Annotated in this window: 24 protein-coding genes; 12 read left to right on the plus strand and 12 right to left on the minus strand. The window is 57.7% G+C overall.

Features of this window, described 5'->3' with window-relative positions; translation table 11 throughout:
- Positions 1–26: 26 nt before the first annotated feature.
- Complete coding sequence (lipB, locus tag ACR0LH_RS06215; RefSeq protein WP_480720127.1) at positions 27–683, plus strand: lipoyl(octanoyl) transferase LipB; 657 nt, start codon at positions 27–29, stop codon at positions 681–683.
- A 443-nt stretch (positions 684–1,126) separates the two neighbouring features.
- Here lipB and ACR0LH_RS06220 read toward each other — a convergent pair whose 3' ends face one another.
- Entirely contained in the window at positions 1,127–1,546 is a 420-nt protein-coding gene (locus ACR0LH_RS06220; RefSeq protein WP_480720128.1) for an HIT family protein, read from the minus strand.
- 287 nt (positions 1,547–1,833) lie between these two features.
- Here ACR0LH_RS06220 and ctaD point away from each other — a divergent pair, with 287 nt between their 5' ends.
- The 3 genes from ctaD to ACR0LH_RS06235 all read left to right on the plus strand — a co-directional run bounded on the left by ctaD (position 1,834) and on the right by ACR0LH_RS06235 (position 4,770).
- Positions 1,834–3,492: a cytochrome c oxidase subunit I gene (ctaD, locus tag ACR0LH_RS06225; RefSeq protein WP_170482553.1), complete on the plus strand. Its 1,659-nt coding sequence runs from the start codon at positions 1,834–1,836 to the stop codon at positions 3,490–3,492.
- Positions 3,493–3,634: 142 nt separating this feature from the next.
- On the plus strand, positions 3,635–4,234 hold the full coding sequence (locus ACR0LH_RS06230; protein ID WP_480720129.1) for a DsbA family protein: 600 nt from the start codon (positions 3,635–3,637) through the stop codon (positions 4,232–4,234).
- Between the two features lie 44 nt (positions 4,235–4,278).
- Complete coding sequence (locus ACR0LH_RS06235) at positions 4,279–4,770, plus strand: DUF2244 domain-containing protein (RefSeq protein WP_170482556.1); 492 nt, start codon at positions 4,279–4,281, stop codon at positions 4,768–4,770.
- Positions 4,771–4,792: 22 nt separating this feature from the next.
- Here the strand turns inward: ACR0LH_RS06235 and ACR0LH_RS06240 are convergent, their stop codons facing one another.
- A complete protein-coding gene (locus tag ACR0LH_RS06240) occupies positions 4,793–5,278 on the minus strand; it encodes a GatB/YqeY domain-containing protein (protein ID WP_170410286.1) in 486 nt (161 codons plus the stop codon).
- A gap of 183 nt (positions 5,279–5,461) precedes the next feature.
- Between ACR0LH_RS06240 and carA the strand changes: the two genes are divergently transcribed.
- Both carA and ACR0LH_RS06250 read left to right on the plus strand, forming a co-directional pair.
- Positions 5,462–6,628, plus strand: coding sequence for a glutamine-hydrolyzing carbamoyl-phosphate synthase small subunit (carA, locus tag ACR0LH_RS06245; RefSeq protein WP_480720131.1), 1,167 nt, complete (start codon positions 5,462–5,464; stop codon positions 6,626–6,628).
- Between the two features lie 81 nt (positions 6,629–6,709).
- Entirely contained in the window at positions 6,710–8,578 is a 1,869-nt protein-coding gene (locus tag ACR0LH_RS06250) for a glycosyltransferase (protein WP_480720132.1), read from the plus strand.
- Positions 8,579–8,584: 6 nt separating this feature from the next.
- Here ACR0LH_RS06250 and ACR0LH_RS06255 read toward each other — a convergent pair whose 3' ends face one another.
- Positions 8,585–9,232: a GntR family transcriptional regulator gene (locus ACR0LH_RS06255; protein ID WP_170383741.1), complete on the minus strand. Its 648-nt coding sequence runs from the start codon at positions 9,230–9,232 to the stop codon at positions 8,585–8,587.
- Positions 9,233–9,332: 100 nt separating this feature from the next.
- Here ACR0LH_RS06255 and ACR0LH_RS06260 point away from each other — a divergent pair, with 100 nt between their 5' ends.
- The 3 genes from ACR0LH_RS06260 to ACR0LH_RS06270 all read left to right on the plus strand — a co-directional run bounded on the left by ACR0LH_RS06260 (position 9,333) and on the right by ACR0LH_RS06270 (position 11,586).
- Positions 9,333–9,977, plus strand: a complete 645-nt coding sequence (locus ACR0LH_RS06260) for a pyrimidine 5'-nucleotidase (protein ID WP_170383739.1) — start codon at positions 9,333–9,335, stop codon at positions 9,975–9,977.
- An 87-nt stretch (positions 9,978–10,064) separates the two neighbouring features.
- Positions 10,065–10,313, plus strand: a complete 249-nt coding sequence (locus ACR0LH_RS06265) for a hypothetical protein (RefSeq protein WP_480720134.1) — start codon at positions 10,065–10,067, stop codon at positions 10,311–10,313.
- Positions 10,314–10,389: 76 nt separating this feature from the next.
- Positions 10,390–11,586 carry a UbiH/UbiF family hydroxylase gene (locus ACR0LH_RS06270; protein WP_480720135.1) on the plus strand — a complete coding sequence of 399 codons (1,197 nt, stop codon included), beginning with the start codon at positions 10,390–10,392 and terminating at the stop codon, positions 11,584–11,586.
- 10 nt (positions 11,587–11,596) lie between these two features.
- On the opposite strand, the gene ACR0LH_RS06275 is transcribed toward ACR0LH_RS06270, so the two are convergent.
- The gene (locus ACR0LH_RS06275; RefSeq protein WP_480720137.1) at positions 11,597–12,724 is read right to left on the minus strand and encodes an aminotransferase class V-fold PLP-dependent enzyme; all 1,128 of its coding nucleotides are present in this window, start codon (positions 12,722–12,724) and stop codon (positions 11,597–11,599) included.
- Positions 12,725–13,025: 301 nt separating this feature from the next.
- On the opposite strand from ACR0LH_RS06275, the gene ACR0LH_RS06280 reads away from it, so the two are divergent.
- Positions 13,026–13,658 (plus strand): GntR family transcriptional regulator, encoded by a 633-nt coding sequence (locus ACR0LH_RS06280; RefSeq protein WP_480720685.1) that lies wholly within the window; start codon positions 13,026–13,028, stop codon positions 13,656–13,658.
- Position 13,659: 1 nt separating this feature from the next.
- Here the strand turns inward: ACR0LH_RS06280 and ACR0LH_RS06285 are convergent, their stop codons facing one another.
- Positions 13,660–14,118: an Lrp/AsnC family transcriptional regulator gene (locus ACR0LH_RS06285; RefSeq protein ID WP_170383731.1), complete on the minus strand. Its 459-nt coding sequence runs from the start codon at positions 14,116–14,118 to the stop codon at positions 13,660–13,662.
- The gene (locus ACR0LH_RS06290; RefSeq protein ID WP_480720139.1) at positions 14,115–14,570 is read right to left on the minus strand and encodes an Lrp/AsnC family transcriptional regulator; all 456 of its coding nucleotides are present in this window, start codon (positions 14,568–14,570) and stop codon (positions 14,115–14,117) included. The genes ACR0LH_RS06285 and ACR0LH_RS06290 overlap by 4 nt, the downstream gene beginning before the upstream one ends.
- A 132-nt stretch (positions 14,571–14,702) precedes the next feature.
- On the opposite strand from ACR0LH_RS06290, the gene ilvC reads away from it, so the two are divergent.
- The gene (gene ilvC, locus ACR0LH_RS06295; protein ID WP_170383727.1) at positions 14,703–15,725 is read left to right on the plus strand and encodes a ketol-acid reductoisomerase; all 1,023 of its coding nucleotides are present in this window, start codon (positions 14,703–14,705) and stop codon (positions 15,723–15,725) included.
- A 66-nt stretch (positions 15,726–15,791) separates the two neighbouring features.
- Positions 15,792–16,694 (plus strand): DMT family transporter, encoded by a 903-nt coding sequence (locus tag ACR0LH_RS06300; protein WP_480720140.1) that lies wholly within the window; start codon positions 15,792–15,794, stop codon positions 16,692–16,694.
- Here ACR0LH_RS06300 and glmM read toward each other — a convergent pair.
- From glmM to ACR0LH_RS06330, 6 genes are all read right to left on the minus strand, one after another.
- Positions 16,691–18,034: a phosphoglucosamine mutase gene (gene glmM / locus ACR0LH_RS06305; RefSeq protein ID WP_170793863.1), complete on the minus strand. Its 1,344-nt coding sequence runs from the start codon at positions 18,032–18,034 to the stop codon at positions 16,691–16,693. The genes ACR0LH_RS06300 and glmM overlap by 4 nt on opposite strands.
- 35 nt (positions 18,035–18,069) lie before the next feature.
- Positions 18,070–19,068 (minus strand): dihydropteroate synthase, encoded by a 999-nt coding sequence (folP, locus tag ACR0LH_RS06310; protein ID WP_480720142.1) that lies wholly within the window; start codon positions 19,066–19,068, stop codon positions 18,070–18,072.
- Positions 19,065–19,985, minus strand: coding sequence for a dihydroneopterin aldolase (locus ACR0LH_RS06315; RefSeq protein WP_170383719.1), 921 nt, complete (start codon positions 19,983–19,985; stop codon positions 19,065–19,067). Before ACR0LH_RS06315 ends, folP begins: the two co-directional genes overlap by 4 nt.
- Before the next feature lie 102 nt (positions 19,986–20,087).
- Positions 20,088–21,458, minus strand: a complete 1,371-nt coding sequence (locus ACR0LH_RS06320) for a multicopper oxidase family protein (protein ID WP_480720144.1) — start codon at positions 21,456–21,458, stop codon at positions 20,088–20,090.
- A 73-nt stretch (positions 21,459–21,531) separates the two neighbouring features.
- Complete coding sequence (locus ACR0LH_RS06325; RefSeq protein ID WP_170383715.1) at positions 21,532–22,173, minus strand: cell wall hydrolase; 642 nt, start codon at positions 22,171–22,173, stop codon at positions 21,532–21,534.
- A 186-nt stretch (positions 22,174–22,359) separates the two neighbouring features.
- Positions 22,360–24,900, minus strand: a complete 2,541-nt coding sequence (locus tag ACR0LH_RS06330) for a putative PEP-binding protein (protein ID WP_480720145.1) — start codon at positions 24,898–24,900, stop codon at positions 22,360–22,362.
- Between the last annotated feature and the right edge of the window lie 41 nt (positions 24,901–24,941).

Consider the following 24,941-nt stretch of genomic DNA (forward strand, 5'->3'; position numbering starts at 1 on the left):
TCGTCTACGCACGGTAAGAGGCCCGCATGGAGTGGAAAATCACAGACGGTTTGACCGACTATGCCGAGGCTGTGGCCTTTATGGAATCGCGTGTGGCGGCCATTGCTGCGGGCGAGGCTGATGAGTGTGTCTGGCTGTTGGAACATCCCCCCTTATATACGGCCGGCACATCCGCGAAAATCGAGGACCTGACGGACCCTGACCGCTTTCCGGTTTATGAAAGCAAGCGCGGTGGAGAATACACCTATCACGGCCCCGGCCAGCGCGTTGCCTATGTCATGCTCGACCTGAACAAGCGCGGCAAAGATGTCCGGCGCTTTGTCAAACAGCTCGAAGAATGGGTGATCGCGTCCCTCGCTGAATTCAACGTTCAAGGCGAAATCCGAGACGGGCGCGTCGGTGTCTGGGTGCGGCGGGACGACAAACCACTGACTGCCACTGGGCAACCCGCCGAAGACAAGGTGGCCGCCATCGGCCTGCGTCTTCGCAAATGGGTCAGCTTCCACGGAATCTCGATCAATGTCGAACCTGACCTCGACCATTTTACCGGGATCGTACCCTGCGGCATCTCGGAATACGGGGTCACGTCGCTCGTGGATTTGGGCTTGCCGGTGACCATGGCGGATGTGGACTCAGCGTTGCGAAAAACCTTCACCGAGGTGTTCGACTCGGTCTCGGCCTGACCGGAATCGAATCGACGTTGCGTAGGAATTAATCAACAATAACGCATATTTGACCGGCTCTGTTTCCCAAAAGACCCACAATTCGACGGTAAGCCGGGTATGTTTGGGCCAAATTCATCTAAAATTAATTCTTGGGGATACAGGATGGCCGATTGGGGGTACTATATATTCACCGTTCTAGAGTGAGTGGTGTGTTAAACCGGTACTCGTGGGTCAACCGCGAAACGGAAAAGTCTTTTATAGAGTGTCTGCCGTTCCGACCCCAAATCGGAACGGCAATTCTATTTAGTGGCCTCCAAACAGACGCGCCTATCCGCCACCGCACTTTCTTTCAGCTTTAGCCTTAGGACGTGGGTAGGCAAAACGCCGGCCCCACAGCCCACACAACCGCGGCAATATCGTCCACCGCTGCGACGCATGTCGTAGACAAAGCGCGACACGACTCAGCCAAGCGCGGTTTTGATCTTTTCGGCGTGTTCCGCGATGAGGTCAAAGTCACCCATTTTCCCCGGCGCACGGACCGAGACCCCTTCGTGGCGTGGCAGAACATGGAAATGCAGGTGAAAGACCTCCTGCCCGCCTGCAGCTTCGTTGAACTGCTGGACGGTTACACCATCTGCGTCAAACGCCGCGACCACCGCCTTAGCGAGTTTCTGAACTGTAGCGGTGACAGAGGCCAACTGTTGGGGGGATGCATCCAGGATATTGCGGCACGGGGTCTTGGGGATCACCAGAAGATGCCCATCCGCACGCGGCATGATATCCATGAATGCAAGTGTTTCATCATCCTCGTAGACGCGGGTCGCGGGAATTTCCCCACGCAATATCTTGGCAAAGATGTTCTCTGGGTCATAGGCGGTCATATCAGCTCTCCGATTGCGGTGTTGACTACAGTTCTGCGGCTCGACCCTCGAAGGGTCAAGTCGAGAAACAACACAGAAATTCCGGCCTTGAAATTCCGCTGCCAGTTCCCAGATTGACGATGAATTTGAATGGAAACGCGCGGGTCACGCCTCTACCCGCGACAATTAATCTTGATCCAGATCAAACTCGACCATTGAAGGCACCCTCTCCACATTCTAAAACCAGCAGGAATCCCGCGCGCCGGAGAGGTCCGGCTGCGCGGTAGAATTGTAACAGGAGGCACCTAATGGCAGACGCAGCCATTCATGGTCACGATCATGAAGACCAGCGAGGGTTCTTTACCCGCTGGTTCATGTCGACCAACCACAAGGACATCGGGATTCTCTACCTGATCTTCTCGGCGCTGGCCGGGTTTATCTCGGTGGCGATGACCGTCTACATGCGGCTCGAGCTGATGCACCCCGGTGTGCAGTATATGTGCCTTGAAGGGTTCATGGCGGACCCATGTACCCCGAACGGTCACCTGTGGAACGTTATGATCACCTATCACGGTGTTCTGATGATGTTCTTCGTGGTCATCCCTGCCCTATTTGGCGGATTTGGCAACTATTTCATGCCGTTGCAGATCGGTGCGCCGGATATGGCGTTCCCGCGGATGAACAACCTGTCCTTCTGGCTTTATGTTGCCGGTACCTCTCTGGGTGTGGCCTCGCTGCTGAGCCCCGGTGGCAACGACCAGCTCGGTTCCGGCGTTGGCTGGGTGCTTTACCCGCCGCTGTCCACGACCGAGGGCGGCATGTCCATGGACCTTGCGATCTTTGCCGTTCACGTTTCGGGCGCCTCCTCGATCCTCGGCGCGATCAACATGATCACCACCTTCCTGAACATGCGTGCCCCGGGCATGACCCTGTTCAAGGTGCCGCTGTTCAGCTGGTCGATCTTCGTCACCTCATGGCTGATTCTTCTGTCGCTGCCGGTTCTGGCGGGCGCGATCACCATGCTGCTGATGGACCGCAACTTTGGCTTCACCTTCTTTGATCCGGCTGGTGGCGGCGATCCGATCCTGTATCAGCACATCCTGTGGTTCTTTGGCCACCCGGAAGTGTATATCGTGATCCTGCCCGGTTTCGGCATCATCAGCCACGTGATTGCCACCTTCGCGCGCAAGCCGATCTTCGGTTACCTGCCGATGGTCTGGGCGATCATCGCGATTGGTGTTCTGGGCTTCGTCGTTTGGGCACACCACATGTACACCGTTGGCATGTCGCTGCGTCAGCAGGCGTACTTCATGCTGGCCACGATGGTCATCGCGGTGCCGACCGGCGTTAAGGTCTTTTCGTGGATCGCAACCATGTGGGGCGGCTCGATCGAGTTCAAAACCCCGATGCTGTTTGCCTTCGGCTTCCTGTTCCTGTTCACCGTTGGCGGTGTGACTGGCGTTGTGCTGTCGCAAGCCGGTGTGGACCGTGCCTATCACGACACCTACTACGTCGTGGCGCACTTCCACTATGTGATGAGCTTGGGCGCAGTGTTCGCGATCTTTGCCGGAGTGTACTTCTACTTCTCAAAGATGACCGGTCGTCAGTACTCGGAATTCTGGGGCAAGGTACACTTCTGGCTGTTCTTCATCGGCGCCAACCTGACCTTCTTCCCACAGCACTTCCTGGGACGTCAGGGCATGCCGCGCCGCTACATCGACTATCCCGAAGCGTTCGCTCAGTGGAACTTCGTGTCGTCGATTGGTGCGTTCATCTCGTTCGCCTCGTTCCTGCTGTTCTTCGGCATCGTGATCTACGCCCTGCTGCGCGGCGCGAAAGAAACACGTCCGAACCCGTGGAACGAATATGCGGATACGCTGGAATGGACCCTGCCCACACCGCCGCCCGAACACACGTTCGAGCAGCTGCCCAAGCAGGAAGACTGGGATAAAGGTCACGCGCACTGATCCCCTTTCGATACCCTTAGAAAACCCCGCCCAACTCGGCGGGGTTTTTTCTTTGCTCGCTTCCCTCGATGAGAAATTCGCCAGAACAGTCAAAATGCGCTATTCTGTTTAGGGCACACATCCGGCAACCCGGAGGGGTAAGATGCCCGAAATTGATTTTTGGTATTCCATTGGCAGCACTTACAGCTTCCTGACGATCATGCGTATTGACGATTGGTGCGCCGAGAATGGCGTCTCAGTGACGTGGCGCCCATTCAATGTGCGCACAGTTATGTCCAAACAGCAGAACATCCCGTTTGCCGGTAAACCTGTTAAGTCGGCATACATGTGGCGCGATATCGAACGTCGGGCAGCCAAGTATCATATTCACGCCCAACTGCCCGCGCCCTACCCCATCTCAGACCTCGCACTCGCCAACCAGATAGCGCTTTTGGGCTTGCAGGATGGCTGGGGCAAGGATTTCACACAGAACCTATACCGCATTTGGTTTGAAGACGGGGTCGAGGCCGGCAGCGAGGCGGCTCAATCCGAGGCTTTGTTGCGATGCCAGCAAGACCCTCGCCTGACACTGGCTCGCGCACGAAGCCCCGACGCGGTTACGGCTCTGGAATTCCAGACCGACCGAGCAACCCGGCTTGGAGTATTTGGCGCGCCCAGCCTCGTCGTCCGGGGTGAGGTTTTCTGGGGCGACGACCGGCTCGACGACGCGCTGTCCTGGGCGCGCGTCGGTCATGTTATTTGATCATTTACCTTCGACTTCGACAACCCTTACGCTATTTTCCGAACATGCCCTACCAATGGACTCAAACCTCTGGCTCAGAGCTGGAACTGCGACTTTGGCCGCACAACTCGTTGCCGCCGCGATGGGCGGTACGTGTGGTGTTGTCGGTCTTTTTGTTCGGCCTCATACCCTTGATGGCGGTGCTGGGGTCCGCGCTGCTGTGGGGGCTTCTGCCTTTTTTGCTGCTGACTGTGCTGGGCCTGTGGCTTGCACTCCAGTCGAATTATCGGTCGCGCAGCGTTTTTGAAGTATTCACCCTGACCGGTACGCAAGCCCGCCTTGTCCATCATCATCCCGGCCGAGGTCAGCAAGAATGGACCTGCAACCGATACTGGGCGCGGCCAGCAATGCACAAGCAAGGTGGTCCAGTCCCCAACTACGTCACCCTGACCGGAGACGGGCGCGAAGTCGAAATTGGCGCATTTCTGACCGAGGAGGAACGGATCGCCCTGTTCGACGACCTCACAAAAAAACTGCGCGAACCAGTCGCGCAGTAAATATTCCAAGGCTTAAACTGTGTCAGCAGCCGCCAGCAGAGGCCGAGCAGAGCTGATCCTTGACCATCGGGCCGACTTTTCCGAAATCCATCTGGCCAGTGTAACGCGCTTTTAGTTCGCCCATCACTTTGCCCATATCGCGGATCGACCCAGCCCCGGTCGCAGAAATTGCCGTTTGGATGGCCTGAGATACCTCATCATCATCCAGTTGCTTGGGCAAAAACTCCTCGATCACCTCGACTTCACGAAGTTCCCGTTCAGCGAGGTCAAGCCGCCCGCCTTCTTCATAGGCCCGAGCACTTTCCTTGCGCTGCTTGGTCATTTTGCCAAGGATTTCAAGAACCTCAGCATCGCCGCAGCCCTTCGCCTCTTCGTTGTCAGAGGCGCGTGACGCGATGTCACGATCCTTGATTGCGGCATTAATCAGCCGCAGCGTCGACAAACGCTCGGCATCCTTATCTTTCATTGCTTGCTTCAGGGCTGAGTTCACCCTTGATCGCATATCCATATGATCTGTCCATCCCCATGGAAAAGGAACCACGACCATATATAAACAAAAAGCGTGATACAACAGGGAACAAATATAGCTAACCCATTGATTTTCAACAATAGCCCAAAATTTGAACAGGCTTGACCCAAGCGCCCAACCCCCTTAGGTATGCGCCGATTTACCCTGCAGGAGAGTCGCCCAATGGCACAGAACCCCCCGACCAAGCCCACCGCATGTCTGGCATTGGCCGATGGAACACTGTTCTACGGAATGGGCTTCGGCGCTACCGGACAGACCGTAGCGGAACTGTGCTTCAACACCGCCATGACAGGCTATCAGGAAATCATGACCGACCCGTCCTATGCGGGGCAGATCGTGACCTTCACTTTCCCACATATCGGCAACGTCGGAGTGAACCCCGAAGATGACGAGACGAACGATCCGGTTGCGGCTGGCATGGTCGTCAAGTGGGATCCGACCGATGCCTCAAACTGGCGCTCTTCTGAGGAGTTGAAATCCTGGCTGGCGCGTCGCGGTCGTATCGCGATCGGCGGCGTCGACACACGCCGCCTGACCCGGGCTATCCGCCAACAAGGTGCGCCGCACGTTGCACTGGCCCATGACCCCGAGGGCAATTTCGATATTGAGGCGCTGGTTGCTGCCGCACGCGGGTTCTCAGGTTTGGAAGGGATGGACCTGGCCAAAGAAGTTACTTGCGCGCAAAGCTACCGTTGGGACGAGATGCGGTGGGCATGGCCCGATGGCTACACACGCCAGGAAGCCCCTGCTCACAAGGTTGTCGCCGTCGATTTCGGCGCAAAGCGAAATATCCTGCGGTGTCTGGCAACAGCCGGATGCGATGTGACCGTTCTGCCAGCGACAGCGACTGCAGCCGAAGTTTTGGCGCACAATCCCGACGGGGTGTTCCTATCCAATGGTCCCGGCGATCCGGCGGCAACCGGCGAGTACGCCGTGCCGATGATCAAGGAAGTTCTGAATACGACCGACCTGCCGGTCTTTGGCATCTGCCTCGGTCACCAGATGTTGGCGCTGGCGCTAGGTGGACAGACGGTCAAAATGAACCACGGTCACCATGGTGCGAACCACCCGGTTAAAGACCTTGAGACTGGAAAGGTCGAAATCACCTCGATGAATCACGGTTTTGCCGTCGACGCGCAGTCTTTGCCCGAGGGCGTAGTGGAAACGCATCGCTCGTTGTTCGACGGATCGAACTGCGGAATTCGCATGACGGATCGTCCGGTCTATTCGGTGCAATACCACCCCGAGGCTTCGCCCGGTCCACAGGACAGCTTTTACCTGTTCCAGCGCTTTGCCGAGGCTATGGCAAGCAATAAGGCGCAGGCGTAAACGCTTTCACGCCTAAAGTTAACGGGCTGTTAACCTTAATTGATCAACCCTGACGCCGGTAAAACGTGTCAGGGTTTTTTCATGGTCGAGCTGAACCAGCGGCGCTTCGTTCACGCCCCGCCGATATCTGCGCAGGACAGAAAACCTCTGGGCGCCTGCCTGATTGATCGTGGCCTGATCACGCAAGCGCAGCTCGACTCTGCCCTAGATCTAAGGTCCGGACAGGATGTTGCGCTGGGTGAGATCCTTGTGGCGAAAGGATGGGTTAGCCGCCAGGATGTGATGAACGCGCTTGCCGACCAAAATCATCTTCAATTCGCTGACCTAACGAATTTGCCCCCTTCCGAAGAACTGTGTTCCATCAAGCCAGTCAGCTTTTGGCTTGAGCACAACGTCATCCCCTGGATGCGCGTAGGGCCAATCCTGTTGGTCGCGACCGCACGGCCCGATCGCTTTGCCTCCGTTCGAGAACATCTGAATGGCGCTGATTTTACTGCCATACCCGTTCTTGCCGCGCCCAACGAGATAGATCGCGCGATTGCAGCCACCTTTGCGGCAACCCTTGCAGCCGCTGCCGAGACGCGCGTGAACGAAAGGCACAGTTGCCGAACCTGGACGCCCCGCGCACGTGCCGGACCTACGGCGGTACTGATTGGCGTGGCCGCCCTGTTCATCTGCTTTCCAGATGCGGGTCTTTTGTTGCTTTTGACGGCCGCAATAGGTTCGTTGATCCTTTTCTTTGGGCTTCGCCTGTGCGGACTGATCGCTTTTCTGGTTCATCAAACCAAGCGCGATACAAGTAACCGCCACGTTTTACCCAACCCGCTGCCCTGCGTGTCGATCATGGTTCCTTTGTTCAAGGAAAAGGAAATCGCTAACGCCCTGATACAAAGGCTGCAACGCCTGACGTACCCAAAGGCATTGCTGGACGTCATTTTGGTTCTTGAAGAAACTGACGAGGTGACACGCACTGTTTTGGCCGACGTGGACCTACCCTCGTGGATCAGAACTATAGAGGTGCCCGCGCTGAATGGGCTGACCACCAAACCCAGAGCCATGAATTACGCGTTGGATTTTTGCCGAGGGGACATTTTGGGCGTGTGGGACGCCGAAGATGCGCCTCAGCCCGATCAGATCGAACGGGTGGTGGCGCACTTCGCCAACGCGGACAAAGACGTTGTCTGCCTTCAGGGGGTGCTGGACTACTACAACCAGCGCACCAACTGGAGGTCGCGCTGCTTTACAATCGAATATAACAGTTGGTTCCGCGTTCTGCTGCAAGGCATCGCGCGCATGGGCCTTGTGGTGCCGCTGGGAGGTACGACATTTTTCTTCCGGCGTGACAAGCTGTTAGAGCTGGGTGGATGGGACGCCCACAATGTTACGGAAGATGCCGACCTTGGCGTCCGATTAAGCCGTGCGGGATACCGCGCCGAAATGGTGGATACCACAACATTCGAGGAGGCCAATTTCCGCGCCTGGCCTTGGGTGAAGCAGCGTTCTCGCTGGCTCAAGGGGTTCATGGTCACATATCTCGTTCACATGCGCGCCCCGGTTCGGCTGTGGAAAGAGCTCGGGTTTCTGAAATTCCTGGGCTTTCAGGCGTTCTTTCTAGGCACAGTCGGGCAGTTTCTGCTGGCTCCGGCGCTTTGGGTGTTCTGGCTTACTGCCCTTGGGTTCAACAGTCCTCTGGACGCATTGATGCCGCACGGCATAATGGTTTGGCTGATTTACCTGTTTATGGCGGCAGAACTCACAAGCCTCGTTGTGGGCATTCTAGCGGTCTGCGCCCGCGAGCGGCGGTTCCTTGTACCTTGGGTGCCGACCATGCCGCTGTATTTTCCACTTGGAGTCGCAGCAGCGTACAAAGCCCTGTGGGAATTGATCGGAAACCCGTTTTTCTGGGACAAAACCCAGCACGGTCAGGCCAGCGAAGAGAATGCCCCTTGATGGGGCTCAGTTTTCGCGGCGCACAGCATCCTGCTTAAGGCGGGTCATGAAAGCAACCGAGATATGCTCTTTCAGAGCTTGTGCCGCTGCTACCTCATCACGGGCGGCAATCGCTTCAACGATGCCCTTGTGTTCGCTCTGAGCAATTTCACCGCGACCTTGCACGGCCAAAGAGGTCGTTGCCATCAAAGCCATCGTTCGGTGTACCAGATCCAGTTGTTGAACCAGATAACGGTTGTGCGAGGCCAAGTGGATCTGTTCGTGGAACCGGCGGTTGGCACGAGACAATGCCGTCGGATCGTCTACCAAAGCGTCGTCCGCGGCCACCATGTCCTGCAGAACCTTGATTTCTTCCTCGGTGGCGTGTTTTGCCGCCAGGCTTGCCGCCAACCCCTCCAACTCGCGTCGCACCACGTAAAGTTCGGCCATCTGGTTGTGGTCCAGCGAGGCCACGATCAACGACCGCCCGTCCCGTTCCAGAAGCGACTGCGTTTCCAGACGTTGCAGAGCTTCGCGGATTGGTGTCCGGGATACCCCGAACCGTTCCGCCAGTTCGCTTTCAACTAACCGGTCGCCGGGTTTGTAAACCCCGACGTCGATCGCTTCCAAGATTAGGCTGTAGGCGTCCCTGTTGGACTGTTTGGACTGGGGCATGGGATGGTTCGTCTCCTCGTTCGGACCTGTCTATCCGTCTCAGCCCCCACCAATCAAGTGCAGCATTGAAAACGAGTTCACAGCGGCCTAAACCCTAGGCATGGTCAAACCTGCTTTTGTTCACGTCACCCAATGGGTGTTCGACCTCGACAATACTCTGTACCCGCCCCACATGCGCCTGTTCGATCAGATCGAGGTGCTGATGACCGACTACGTGGTGCAGGCCATTGGCGTGGACCGGGCCGAGGCGGATCGTTTGCGTTCGCAGTACTGGCGTCAATATGGCACGACGCTGGCGGGTTTGATGGCAGAACATGATCTGGACCCCGACCCATACCTGCATGCCGTTCATCAAGTGGACACGAGCCACATGGACCCCGATGCAGAACTGGCGGATCACATACGTTCGCTACCCGGCCGACGGATTGTTTATACAAACGGCAGCGCACCATATGCGGAACGTGTGCTTGAGGCCCGCGGCTTGAACGGACTTTTCGACGCGATTTATGGCGTTGAACATGCAGGCTACCGCCCAAAACCGGAAAAAGCTGCGTTTGAAGCGATTTTTCAGCAGGATGGCATCGACACGACCAAGGCGGCCATGTTCGAGGATGATCCCCGTAATCTGGCGGCTCCGCACGAAATGGGAATGCGCACTGTCCACGTCGCGCCCGAGCCGCACAAAGCCGACCATATCCACCATCATACGGACGATCTGACCGCGTTTCTCGCTCGGCTGCGATAGGCTGTCGCACTGCGACGTTCTGCACATTTTGCAGGTGCAGCATCGCCCCTATATGCGCCTCAGCGACGAACAGAATCGGAGATATCCATGAGCGTGATCGAGGCCCCTCGGCGCCTGCCAATCTGGCAGCGCCTATTGTTTGCAATTCCCCTGTTTGGCTGGATGGCCAAAGACGCCGCCCATGGCGAGGCCGAAGATTGGGGTTATACCGCCCTGGCGATCTTCAGCATGTGGGGCTGTTCGGCCCTTTTGTTCGGTCTGCCGGGCCTCTACATCCCTGCCGTTATGATGGTGCCGGTGATGTTCCTGATCCTCATCCTCATTTCACGAGGCTGAGACACGGGACAGGATGTCACTTGGCGCGTGCCTTGGAACCGCACTAGGTTCTGCCCAAGATACGGAGACCGAGTCCATGACCGACAGCTGTGACATCCTGATTTCCGGCGGCGGGATCGCCGGTTTGACTGCTGCGGCAGCCTTTGGGACAGCCGGATTCGACGTAGTATGCGTCGACCCCGCCCCACCTATTACCGAACGCGATGTCGACGGCTCTGACATGCGGACCACGGCGTTTCTGCAGCCCGCGCGCGGGCTGCTTGAACAGTGCGGGCTGTGGGAGAAACTGGCCCCACATGCGGCCCCTCTTCAAATCATGCGTATCGTGGATGCAGGCGGCGACGTTCCTGAACCGCGCGTTGTACGGGACTTTGACGCCGCCGACATTTCTGATCAGCCGTTCGGGTGGAACCTGCCGAACTGGTTGCTGCGCCGCGAGATGGTGAACCGTCTGGCCGAACTTCCAAATGTCGATTTCCGTCCCGGCACCGGAACCGTCAGCCTTTTCACACGCACGGCTCATGCCCGTGTTGGTCTGAGTGATGGCAGCCGCGTTTCCTGCAAACTTGTTGTGGCCGCCGATGGGCGCGGCTCTCCGATGCGCGAAGCAGCCGGAATTTCTGTACAAACAACGCGTTACGGGCAGAAGGCGTTGGCTTTTGCGGTTACGCACCCCATTCCGCACGACAACGTCTCGACCGAGATTCACCGATCCGGTGGCCCTTTCACTCTGGTCCCGCTTCCGGACTGGCAGGGTCAACCTTCGTCCGCAGTCGTGTGGATGGAGCGTGGACCGCGCGCCGTTGAATTGCTGAACACCGAACCACAGGCGTTTGAGGCCGCCATGACCGAACGCTCTTGCGGGTTGTTCGGGCCGCTCAAACTCGCGTCACGGCGAACCATATGGCCGATCATCAGCCAGTCGGCGGAACGTCTGTCCGGGGAAAGGATCGCTTTGATGGCCGAGGCCGCGCATGTCGTGCCGCCTATCGGCGCGCAAGGTTTGAACATGTCGCTGGGCGATCTGCGCAGCCTGCTTGACCATGCACAGGCGCGGCCGGACGGTCTGGGTGACACGCAAATGCTGGATGCCTACCACAAAGCCCGCCACACCGAGATCGCGATGAGGGTCAAGGGCATCGACCTTCTCAACCGCGCCTCCATGATAGAAACGCGCCCGCTGAGAGATGCGCGGGCGATGGGCCTGAATGCTCTCTATTCCTTGCCGCCAGTGCGCAAGACACTGATGCAGATGGGTCTTGGCGTGCGCTGAATCCCGACGCTTAAAGAACCTGATCCAGAACACGCCTCAAACGGGCAATCGTTCCATCAACGTCATAGAGCTTGTCCAACCCGAACAGACCTAGCCGGAAAGTGCTGAAACCTTCGGGTTCATCACATTGCAGTGGAACACCGGCTGCAATCTGCATGCCCAAGGCAGCAAATTTCTTACCGTTTTGAACTTCGGGATCGGCAGTATAGCTGACCACAACGCCCGGCGCGCCAAAGCCGTCTGCGGCGACAGAAATCACACCTTTTTCCTGTAGCATCGCGCGAACACCGTCCCCCAACGCCCATTGCGCATCGCGCAGCTTTTCAAACCCATAGTCTTTGGTTTCGACCATCGTATCGTGGAAATCGCGCAATGCGTCCGTCGGCATTGTGGCGTGATAGGCATGTCCACCTGTTTCATAGGCCACCATGATCTGACGCCATTTCTTCAGGTCAATCGCAAAGCTGTCGGACGATGTTTCGTTCAGCCGCCCTTCCGCGCGTTCTGACATCATGACCAAACCGGCGCAGGGCGACGCGCTCCAGCCTTTTTGCGGAGCCGAGATCAAAACATCTACACCGGTAGCCTTCATATCGACCCAGGCGCACCCGGACGCGATGCAGTCCAGAACCATCAACGCACCAACTTCATGAGCGGCACTGGCCATCGCCGTCACATACCCTTCTGGCAGAATGACACCTGCCGACGTTTCCACATGGGGCGCAAAAACCACTTCGGGACGCTGTTCACGAATGGCCGCGACAACCTCTTCAATCGGGGCTGGGGCAAAAGGCGAAGGGCTGGAGTTCCCCACCTGTCGAGCCTTGAGCACCGTCGCCGACGCCGTCAGACCACCAGTCTCAATGATCTGGCTCCACCGATAGGAAAACCACCCATTCCGAACAACCAGTACATTCTTGTCGCGTGCGAATTGGCGGGCAACGGCTTCCATCCCGAAAGTACCCCCGCCGGGAATAATCGCGACGGCATCCGCGTTGTAGACGTCTTTCAACATCCCCGAAATACCACGCATAATCTGTTGAAATTGGACAGACATGTGATTCAAGGACCGATCCGTAAAAACGACCGAGAACTCCTCGAGCCCGTTGGGATCAACGGTATCCAATAGCGCTGGCATGACTTGTCCTTTCAAATTGTGTCGGCGACCAGGGGAATGAAACCATCCTCGACAGGCCACCCCCTTACTTTCGCCACTTGACCCCGGGGAAGGTGGTAACATCAACAGAAAATTCACCCTTACCGCACGGAAATTGCCCGATAAACAACGCCAAGCAGGGCCAGCGACCTTTACACTGTTACGTGTTTCTGACCAGATAAGCTCACTTTATAGAAGAAAGGTATTTTTGGACGTGACGGCACAAAAACGAATAAGTTTTCAGGTTGTACGTGACGAGGTTAAAAGGCGGATCGAAACGCGTGTGTGGCCACAAGGCTCATTGCTGCCTACCGAAACGCAACTCGCAGAAGAATTTAATTGTGCGCGCGCCACTGTGAACCGAGCTTTGCGCGAACTGGCTGAACAAGGGTTCGTCGAGAGAAAGCGCAAAAGTGGAACGCGCGTCAAGAAAGAGCCAAGCAAGCACGCGAAACTTGAGTTTTCCTTGGCGCGACAGACAGTTGAAAACCAAAACTCCACCTACCGCTACTCACTGGTGGAAAGAAACGTCGAGACAAGCCCCGGCTGGCTGGCGTCGCAACTTGGCGTTTCACCCGACGTACCGGTCCTGCATGTTATTTGTATGCACTACGCAGATAACCGCCCGTTTCAGTTGGAAGAACGCTGGATCAACATCAACGCCGTTCCAGAGGTTGAGCACGCAGATTTGGGCACGCACGGCCCGCATGAGTGGTTGTTGAGCGCCGCGCCGTTCACCGAAGCCGAAGTCGCATTCAGTGCTGTTTCCGCAGACAGTCGCCTTGCCGAATTCATGGGAACAACAGCCGGGGCGTCGATGATCCAACTCGAACGCACCACTTGGAAAGATGGGCAACCGATGACCTTTGCGCGGATGACCCATCATCCGGGGTATTGCATCCGCACAAAATATTGACCTATCCGATTGGTCCAGGCAGGCGTTCTTCACTCAGAAGAACGTTTGCTTCCACGTCTCCGGCACCTGGCAAGGTCATGATCCGCCGCCGCAGAACACGTTCAAAGTCCGCCAGATCGCGAGCGACGACCCGTAGGCGGTAATCATACAGCCCCAGAACATGCTCGACTGTTTGGACTTCGGGGATCGCGCTTACCGCGCGTTCAAAGTCCTCAAGGCTGACCTGCCCTTTGCGTGCCAGTTTTACCCCAAGGAACACGGTCACGCCAAAACCCAGCGCTTCTGCGTTCAAACGCAGACGACGTCCCTTTATCACTCCGGCGTCTTCTAACCTGCGAATCCGGCGCCACGTGGCAGGTTGCGATAATCCCAGCTTGCGCCCCAACGCCCCTGCGCTCTGCGATGCCTCTTGCACCAAAGCGCGGAGGATTTTGCGGTCGATCTCATCCAACTCGGTCATACCGGAAGAACCACTTCGCTTTTGACGCGCGCGATGTGCATCAGAGCCTCGATATCCGCGATATGCGGCAGGGTCAGAATCTGATCCCGATAGAGCTGCTGATAATGGGACATATCTCGCGCCAGTACCGACAGCCGCACATCCACCCGGCCAAGAAAGGTCTGAATCTCAATGACCTCGGCGACCTGACGTGCGGCTGCTGTGAACTCGTCAAATGCGCGGGGTTGCGTTTTATCCAGCGTGACCCGGAGAGACACTTCCACAGCATATCCCAGCGCGGCCCAATCGATGACGGCCTCCTGCCCTTCGATCACGCCGGCTTCCTGCATCTTCTCTATGCGACGCCAACACAGGCTTGCGCTAATGCGGCCGCGTTCGGCCAATTCCGCAGTGGACAAGCTGGGATCAGATTGAAAGTGGCGCAGGATTCGCCGATCTATGTCATCAAGCATGATTTTTTGCATTTTTCGTAGTTCAGCGAATAAATTCTCACAAACTAAGCGGAATAACAAGGGAAACGCTATCGCCATCCCTAAGGATGACAAGTAGAACCGTCGCCAAGTTAAACAGAAAGGACCAGCGACATGCGCGTCTATTACGATCGCGATTGCGACATCAACCTGATCAAAGACAAGAAAGTGGCCATCCTGGGCTACGGCAGCCAAGGCCACGCCCACGCACTGAACCTGCGTGACTCGGGCGCCAAAAACCTGGTCGTCGCGCTGCGCGAAGGCTCGGCCTCGGCCAAGAAAGCCGAAGCCGAAGGTCTGACCGTGATGGGCATCGCCGAAGCCGCTGCTTGGTGTGACGTCATCATGTTCACCATGCCCGACGAACTGCAGGCCGAAACCTACAAGAAATACGTGCATGACAACATCAAGCCCGGCTCGGCCATCGCCTTCGCCCACGGCCTGAACGTCCACTTTGGCCTGATCGAGCCGAAAGAAGGCGTCGACGTCATCATGATGGCCCCCAAAGGCCCAGGTCACACCGTGCGCGGCGAATATGTCAAAGGCGGCGGCGTTCCCTGCCTGGTTGCCGTTGACAACGACGCGACCGGCAAGGCGCTGGAAATTGGTCTGTCCTACTGCTCGGCCATCGGTGGCGGTCGCTCGGGCATCATCGAAACCAACTTCCGTGAAGAGTGCGAAACCGACCTGTTCGGCGAACAGGCTGTTCTGTGCGGCGGTCTGGTTGAACTGATCCGCTGCGGCTTTGAAACGCTGGTCGAGGCAGGCTATGCGCCTGAGATGGCTTATTTCGAGTGCCTGCACGAAGTGAAGCTGATCGTAGACCTGATCTATGAAGGCGGCATCGCGAACATGGATTACTCGATCTCGAACACCGCTGAGTACGGCCAATACGTCACCGGCCCGCGTATCCTGAAATACGACGAGACCAAAGCGCGTATGAAAGAGGTTCTGAACGACATCCAGCAGGGTAAATTCGTTCGTGACTTCATGCTGGAAAACGCCGTTGGCCAGCCGACCATCAAAGCGTCGCGCCGCGCCAATGACGAGCACATGATCGAGGAAACCGGCGCCAAACTGCGCGCCATGATGCCCTGGATCTCGGCCGGTAAAATGGTCGACAAGGAAAAGAACTAATCCTTTTGGGATAGTGCGAAAGGGCGGCCCACGGGTCGCCTTTTTTGTCGGGGCCGGAGGGCGCAAATGGTCGATCAACCCACATCCCGCGACTGGAGCGGCGTTTTCTCTCTGGGCCTGATCTGGGGCGGCACATTCATGGTCGTCGCCATAGCGCTTGAGGGGTACGGCCCGATCACTGTCGCAACCGCCCGCACCACTTTGGGCGCGGTGACATTGCTGGGGCTGATGGCCGTCACAAAACGTCGATTGCCGGGATTATCCTTGGGGCTGTGGTGGTCGATAGTGATCATCGGCATCCTGTCCTCGGCCCTGCCCTTCCTGCTGCTGAGTTGGGGCCAGCAATATGTACCCTCGGCCTTTGCCGGCCTGTCGATGGCCGCGATTCCCCTGATGGTTCTGCCGCTGGCGCATTTCTTCTCGGATGAGCCAATGAATGCACGACGGTTCCTGGGGGTCTGCCTGGGGTTTTCTGGCGCGCTGGTGCTAATCGGACCGGGATTGGCGCAAATCGGACAAGGCGCGGAACCTTTGGCGCAATTGGCCTGCGTCAGCGCCGCACTGTGCTACGCCTGCGCGTCCATTTTCACACGACGGTGCCCACCGATTGACCCTGTGGTTCTGGCCGCCCTGACCCTATTGGTTGGCGCGATCATATTGCTTCCCATCATGCTGATGACCGAAGGGCTACCGGCTTGGGAAGGCGCTCGGCCAAGCCTCGCCATCATCGCACTGGGCCTGGTGCCAACGGCGCTCGCCACATTGCTGCGCGTTTCAATCATTCGCAGTGCGGGATCGGTCTTTCTGACGCTGGTGAATTACCAAGTGCCGATCTGGTCGATGGTTTTTGGCGCATGGATTCTGTCCGAAGCGCTGCCGCTTCGGTTCTTTGTCGCCCTTGCCATGATCCTGACCGGATTGGCGATCAGCCAGTGGTTCAGCCTGCGCAAGATGTTGTTCGGCCGTTAACCTGCGACGGCCTCAACTTCCGCGACAATACCATCCACAACTTGCGTCAACAGGGCGTCATCCTCACACTCTGCCATAACGCGGATCAGAGGCTCAGTACCGGACTTGCGGATCAGCAGGCGACCTTGCCCGTTCAAACGCGCTTCGGCGTCTGCGATCGCGGCTTGAACGCTTGCGACTTCAAGCGGAGTTTGCCCGTCTGCGTAACGCACGTTTTTCAGCAATTGCGGAACGGTCTCAAACTGGACCGAAAGCTCTGACGCCTTGCGACCGGATTGAACCATTTCAGCAAGGAAATGCAGCCCAGCCATCAGACCGTCGCCGGTCGTAGCATAGTCGCTCATGACGATGTGGCCGGATTGCTCGCCACCCAGATTGAACCCGCCTTCGCGCATCCGCTCAACCACATAGCGGTCACCGACCGCCGTTCGCTCCAACCGCAAACCCTGAGCGTTGAGATGCCTCTCCAACCCGAGGTTGGACATAACGGTTGCAACCAAAGCGCCGCCCCGCAGCAGATCCGACTTGGCCCAGCACGTAGCCAGCAGAGCCATCAATTGGTCACCGTCAGCCACCTGCCCGTGCTCATCAATCATGACAACGCGATCAGCATCACCATCGAGACATATCCCAACGTCCGCGCCATGAGCGACCACCGTTTCGGCGGCCAGTCGGGGCTTTGTTGAACCGCAATTCAAGTTGATGTTCTTACCGTCGGGCGTGACGCCGACCGGAATGACTTCGGCTCCCAGCTCCCATAGAACTTCGGGTGCGGTTCGGTGCGCTGCGCCGTTTGCGCAGTCGACCACCACTTTTAGCCCATCCAGACGCAAATCGCGGGGCAGCGACGACTTAACACGCTCACCATAGCGAAAACGCGCGTCATCAACCCGCCTGGCACGCCCGATGTTCTGCGCTTGCGCGGGCCTTACACCTTCTTCGATCAACTTCTCGATCTCAACCTCTGCCTGATCGGACAACTTGAACCCGTCAGGTCCAAAGAACTTGATCCCGTTATCCTCAGCCGGATTGTGACTGGCTGAAATCATAACGCCCAGATCGGCGCGCATCGACCGAGTCATCAGGCCCACGGCTGGCGTGGGAACTGGCCCCAACAGCAACACGTTCATCCCCGTCGAGGTCAGACCCGCAGTCAGCGCGTTTTCCAGCATGTACCCTGACAGCCGAGTATCTTTTCCAATTACAACGCGGTGCGCGCGGGACTGGTCCCTGCGAAAATACCGCCCGGCCGCTGCTCCGATACGTAGAGCCATCTCCGCGGTTATCGGATGCGTGTTCGCGGTGCCCCGCACCCCGTCGGTTCCGAACAACTTACGCATAGATGTCACTCCGTAATTTCTTGCCTGTAGATGGCTTACCGGACGGCGGCCCAAAGACGCAAGGCTTGAGCCGTCTCGGTGACGTCATGAACCCGCAGTATCTGTACCCCTTGTGCCAGACCTGCCAACCCAACCGCAATCGACCCCGGCGCACGAGCGTCCTTGCGCGTCTCTTTGCCGATCTGACCGATAAAGCCCTTGCGCGATACACCCAACAGGATCGGGCAACCCAGCCCGTGAAACAGGCTGAGGTTTTGAAGCAGCGTCAAGTTATGGGCCTCGGACTTGCCAAACCCGATCCCCGGATCAACCAGAACCTTGCTTCGGTTCAACCCTAAACCTTCCAGATAAGCCACTTGGTTCTCTAGAAAATCATACACGTCCAGCAGCACGTCGTCATAGGTGGGATTATCCTGCATCGTGGCCGGATCGCCCTGCATATGCATCACGCAAACCGGCGCACCGACCTCGGCACAAAACGGGGCCAGTTGCGGATCAAAAGTGAAGCCCGAGACATCGTTGATCAGCCCCGCGCCTGCCTCCCACGCGGCCTTTGCAACAGCAGATTTGCGCGTGTCGATGGAAATCAGCGCGCTCGTTTCAGCCCGGATTGCCCTGATCAGAGGTTCAGTCCGCGCGATTTCCTCGGCTTCTGGAACAAATGAGGCGCCGGGTCGCGTCGATTCACCGCCGATATCCAGAATACTTGCGTCATGGGCGACCATCGCACGGGCAGCCGCCTGCGCCGCGTGGACCGAGTTGTGCACCCCACCGTCCGAAAAACTGTCTGGTGTGGCGTTCAGGATGCCCATGATCTGCGGACAGTCCATCGCCAGACCTGCAACCGGCTGACGTGGCCTCGTCAAGCGATCCAAAACCTGATCGGGTACTTCGGCTGCGGGCAGGACTATAGACGCATCCGTGCGGCTCAGTCGTTCCACATGAGAAAACCAAAGCTTCTGCCCGGCCAAGGCCACTGCCCCATCGGGACGAGCCGGTCCGTGCTGAACCAGAGGTCGGTAGTACGCTGTCACAGTCGGGCCTGATCCACGGGCACAGCGCGCAGCGGGGTTTTTGGCGCTTCGGGCAAATCTCCACCAATCACCATCATCTCGCTTGCCTCGAAGGTCGCGGCGAACCACGCAGCCAATGCAACCGCATCAGACGGAGCCGCAGACGGTCCATCCACCGCATCCAGAACAATCTTGGACGGTGCCCAAACGCAGATTTGGCCGTTCTTCATCGCCCAATCTAACTCGGTTCGGGTCGAAACGACGACGCAACGGTGATCCCGCGCAGCCAGCACCCAAGCATTCTGTTCGATGGCAAGAAGGTCGATCCGGCGTTGTGTCATCGCGTGCCCTGTTTGCGAAACCGCTATATCCGCAGCGCCAACACACAGGATCAACGGACGTTTGCGGTTTTCCAGCTGATCAATCCAACCAGTCAGATTTTCAGATGCTATGGCCTCGTTCGACAGGAATACTAGCCGGGGATGCGGGCGTTCTTCCTCGACCAGATCATGGTGAACCATGTCCCGACCACGCACGATCTCGACACCCAAAGCTCCCGGACCGCGATCCAGTTTTTCTATTCTTACGAAAGCTCTTACAGCCTGAGGTTCAAGCAAAATCCGTTCCGCAATTCGATCGGCCAGAGTCTCTAACAGGTTCAGACGCTCGGCGGCCAGTTCGTAGGCGATCGCCTCGGTCACACGGTCATAGGACAGAATCCGGTCAACATCATCGTCGATAGGATCCGTCAGAGGGCGCACTTCGACCACGATGTTAAAACAGATGCGCTGCGTCGTGCCGCGTTCTGCCTGAAACGCGCCGATCTCAACCTCGACAATATGGTCGCGCAGGGAAATGCGGTCCAATGGCCCCCGAGTGGCAGTTGCCTCGGACCGCTCAGAGGGGTGCGCAAAAGCAAGACGGATTTCGGAACTCATGCAACGGACCTTTTCGGGCTTTTGGGACAGGTTTACCCAAATTAGACGATGCAGGCGCGTATAACACCGCAACAAACGCCTTTCTAGTCGTCGAATGCGGCGTCAGGTGACACGAAACCAACTCATCATGCCCGAAGCCGCATGCCCAAGCATATGACAATGCAGCAGCCAGTCCCCCGGATTATCGGCCACCAGTGCAATTTGGCGGGTTTGCCCACGCTCAACCAAAACAGTATCGCGCCACGGGCCCAAAGTTCCGTCCTGAAGGATCAGGCGAAAATGGTGACCGTGCAAGTGCATAGCATGCGGAAACGCAGTCTCGTTGACGAACTCAATCCTATGAGTAGTTCCCTTTTGAGCATCCAGAAACGGCTCTGCCGGTCGCTCGGCATCGCCGTTTAACGCCCAGAACCGCCCGAGTTGAGCCAACTCCTGCCCCGAAAGCTCTGACTCACCGATCCTTGCCGATTCCAGCCAACGCATCGCGCCGCCCTGCATCTCCATTCGATGCAACGGCACATTTTCAGCCGAGACGTCGGGCATCTGGTTCGGGACCAATGGGGTAATTCCGGTTCGCGCAGTTTTCGACGGGCCGGTCACGTCGAACCGAACCAGCCCATAGCTACCGTCCCTTTCAAAACTCACGAGGTTCGCAACTGCGGATGACTCTGCCCGGACATCCACGATCAGGTCCGCCCTTTGCGCCGGCGCCAAGGGAAACCTGTCGTTGACCTCCAACGGAACTTCTAACGGCATACCGTCAAGCGCAACAATCCAACCGCTCAGTCCATCCAGTCCAAGATCAAATATTCGAGCATTGGAGGCGTTGATCAGGCGCAAACGCAGCCTTTCACCACCGCCTACCGAATAGACAAGATCAAACCGGCCATTGACAGAAACCAGGTTGCCCAGTCGTCCCGCGTGGCTCAGGTCATGGCCATTCCCAAAATCGTCCATGATTTGTGCGGTTTCAGGGTCCAACCGCCAATCATCCAACATCAAGGTCAGATCACGGTCGAAGTCCGGCGCGACTGCTTCTTCAACGATCAACGGCCCGTACAGCCCCCGCGCGACCTGCTCCATCGAGCGATTATGCGCGTGATACCAATATGTTCCGGCATCCGGCACCTTGAAATCATAGTCAAAATGAGAGCCAGTCGGAACAACATCCTGAGTCAGGCCCGGGACACCGTCCATTGCGTTGTCGATGCGAATCCCGTGCCAATGCACGGTCGTCGGTTGCGGCAGGTTGTTCGACAATCTTCGCTGAACCCGCGCGCCTTGCGACACCCGGATTTCCGGGCCAGGCACCTGACCGCCATATGTCCAGACGCGGGTCTCGGAAAACCCGTCCGGGGCGATCTGTTGCGCCGCTTCCTTGGCGACAAGCGCAGGGTAAGAAGCCCACCCAAGATTGGGCAGAGCGACCGCCGCCGCTGTCGTTTGCATGAATTGTCTGCGGTTCAAAGTCATTGCGGGCCTCCCGGCCCGCAACATAAGACAAAAATCACCCCGCGCCAGTAAGCTTCCAGCGCGGGTGCGTCAGTTAGTTGCTCGCTGTCCGATAGTTGTGACGATAGAAAATGTGCACACCAATGCGCGCCGTTTCCTTGTACACACGCGACCAGGAAGGACGAACCGCGGTGGTGTGATAGTGCGTAGCACCTTCGGTCATGTCGTTCACAACACCGTCAATGGCCGCCCGCGCAACTTTCGATACGCGTTCATACGCCTTTTTCTCGTTGATCACCTCCTTGAGGCCATCGCAGGTGTAGGTGAACTGGCATTGGTACTTCTTGCCTGTTCCCTGCTTGATCACGCCACACAGAGAATCTGGAAAGCGGCTGCTTTTGACCCTGTTCAGGATCACTTCAGCCACGGCGAACTGGCCGCGAACACTTTCGCCACGCGCCTCAAAGTACAGCGCCTCGGCCAGGCATTTAAAGTGCTCATCCCCGGTTGCGGCCGGAAGTTTATCCAGCCAATCCTTGGAATAGGACATTTTCATCGGTTCATCCGATTTTCGCGGCTTGAACAGATTTAGGTATTCACGGAAATTCTGACCGGGCGGTTCGCTCCGCGTCACAAGTTCACGCTTGGCAGTATCAGTGGATTCCCTCTCAGCGACGGAAACACTCGGCAGCACGGTTGCTGCCAATGTGGCAACAGCCATTATGTATCGTAGCATCAGATAACCTCGCACAGGCACGTTCCGCGCCATACCCTCCCCCGGCGGGCGCGACGAGCCTGATACCGAATTGAATCGGAAACGTCCAGTTTTCGTGCAATGGCAAGTGGAAAATCGCCGTTACGTCAAAAATGATCGACGACGGCGCTCTTTGTTTCCTACTAATCCTAGCGGAAAGGGTGAGTGTCAACCCCCAAGTCTGGACGAAATCGCTAATTGTGCGGCAGCCAGCCGAGCGACCGGAACGCGGAACGGAGAACAGGACACATAGTCGAATCCCAGCTCTCGGCAGATGGCGATTGATTCGGGGTTGCCCCCGTGTTCTCCGCAAACCGACAAAGTCACGTCCGGTTGGGCCTGCCTGCCACGCTCGGAGCCCAGTTTCAGCAGTTCGCCTACGCCATCCGGGTCAAGCACATGAAACGGGTCTTCGGCAAAGACGCCCTGCCGGACGTAAGCGGACATAAAGCGCCCCGCGTCATCTCGGGAAAGACCATAGGTCATCTGGGTCAGGTCGTTTGTCCCGAAGCTCAGGAACGAGGTCTGCGGCGCGATCTCGTCCGCTCGCAGACACGCGCGCGGTGTTTCAACCATGACACCCAGACGGTATTCAAACTCCTGCCCTTGCTCGGATGCGACCGAGGCCGCGACGGAATCGATACGGGATTTCACAAGTTCGACCTCACGCTTTGCCGAAACCAGCGGGATCATCACCTCAGGCACGACGGGTGCTCCGTTTTTGCTGGCCTCAAGCGTCGCCTCAAAGATCGCACGCGCCTGCATGTCGTAGATTTCAGGGACTGTGACACCCAGACGAACCCCGCGCAGACCCAGCATCGGGTTGTATTCGGTCATGGCCGCAACGCGACGCTCGACATCAGAAACCGGCAAGTCCAAAGCCTCGGCCAATTCGCGTTGCCCACCGCGCGTTGTTGGCAAAAACTCGTGCAAGGGCGGGTCAAACAGGCGGATGCAGACAGGCTGCCCCTCCATGATACGGAAAAGCTGAACAAAGTCCTCTCGCTGCATTGGCAACAGCCGTTCCAGCACCGCAGCGCGCCCGGATGACGTTTGTGCAAAGATCATTTCGCGCATCACGATCAGGCGGCCCGGGTCAAAGAACATATGCTCGGTCCGGCACAGGCCGATCCCCTGCGCCAAGAAATTGCGTGCCGTTTGCGCGTCGGCGGGCGTATCAGCGTTTGCGCGGATTGCGATGTCACGTTCGGCATCGGCCCAGCTCATGAGGGTTTGGAAGCAATCGTCCAAAGCAGCCTCTAGCATGGCCGGTTGCCCCGCCAGAACTTGCCCGGAAGAACCGTCGATTGTCAGGATGTCGCCGGTTTTGAACGCACGCCCATCCGGGGCCGTCAGCAGCTTTTTCTTGGTCTGGAACCGCATCTCTGACGCGCCGACAATACAAGGCAACCCCAATCCGCGCCCGATAACCGCGGCGTGGCTGGTCATCCCACCCTTTTCTGTCAGAACCGCCACCGCGGCATGCATCCCGCGCACGTCCTCGGGCGAGGTTTCGCGGCGGACCAAAATACAAGGCTCTCCTCGAGCCGCGCTCGCCTGCGCTTCGGCAGCGGTAAACACGATCTTGCCCGTCGCAGCGCCGGGGCTGGCGGCGATGCCGGTTGTAAGAACATCCCGTCGCGCTTCTGGGTGAACCTGACGGTGCAGCAATTCGTTCAAAGAGTGCGGATCGACCCGCATTACCGCCTCTTGCGGTGGGATAATGCCATCTTCAGCCAGACGCACGGCAATGCGCATCGCAGCCCTCGCGCTGCGCTGGACGCGGACGCCATCCAGAATATGAATATGGCCGTTCTCGATGACGAACTCGACCTGCATTTCCTCGCGCAACTTGATACGCATCAGTGCAGCATGTGTTTTGAGCTCTGCAAAAGCCTCAGGCGCAACGTCCTCTAGCGACTTCCCACGCGGGTCTTTTTCGAGGTAAAGCGCGGCAACACCCTCGCCCAAAGCGTCCCTGCCCTGACTCTGGCTTAGGTAGCGGCCGGTTAACTGCGGCAAACCGGTCGTCGGATCAACAAGTTGCAGCACACCTGACCCGCACTCACCCTGCCCAACCCCCGGGATCATTTCCTGAATGACCAGCCCCAGTCCAGCATCCGCTGGCGCACCTTTGGCCTGGCGCAGAAGACGCGCCGACGTTCCATCCCATGCACGGGCCATCGACCGCAAAACCGCAACCAACTGCTCACCCCGGTCTTGCGGGAAGGCTTCGTCTGTTTCGTCCTCGTATGCGCGCAGCGACTGCCTTAGACCTTCGCGACCGTCAGCGTCGATATCGTCGAACACATCAGCGTCCAGACGCGCAACATGCACGGCATAACTTTGCACAAACCGCAAATACAACGCCGCCGCTGCTTCGACGCCCATCGAATCCGAAAGATCGACATAGCGGGCGTCATTCATCCCGATATTCAGGATCGCCCCTGGCCCACCCCAATCAGGGTCTTCAGAGCTGGGTCGCACACACAAAAGCGCCGATTGATCGAATTGTTCGAGTATCGACTCGATATCAGGAACCTGTCCATTGGCGATCTGTTGAACGGCATCAAACGATAGGGCCACTGTGCGCGGCACCGGCAGGTCCAAACGGACAAGGCGTTGCAGACATTTCGCCCGGCCACCATGCGTTGTAGTGACGACAGGCGCGGTCGAAGTAATAAGCGTGGTATGCGGGTTATTCTGCACTGCGGCACCTTTCAAACTGACCGCAGCATAAGCCCCTGCAA

Source organism: Ruegeria sp. CL6, from assembly GCF_056536465.1.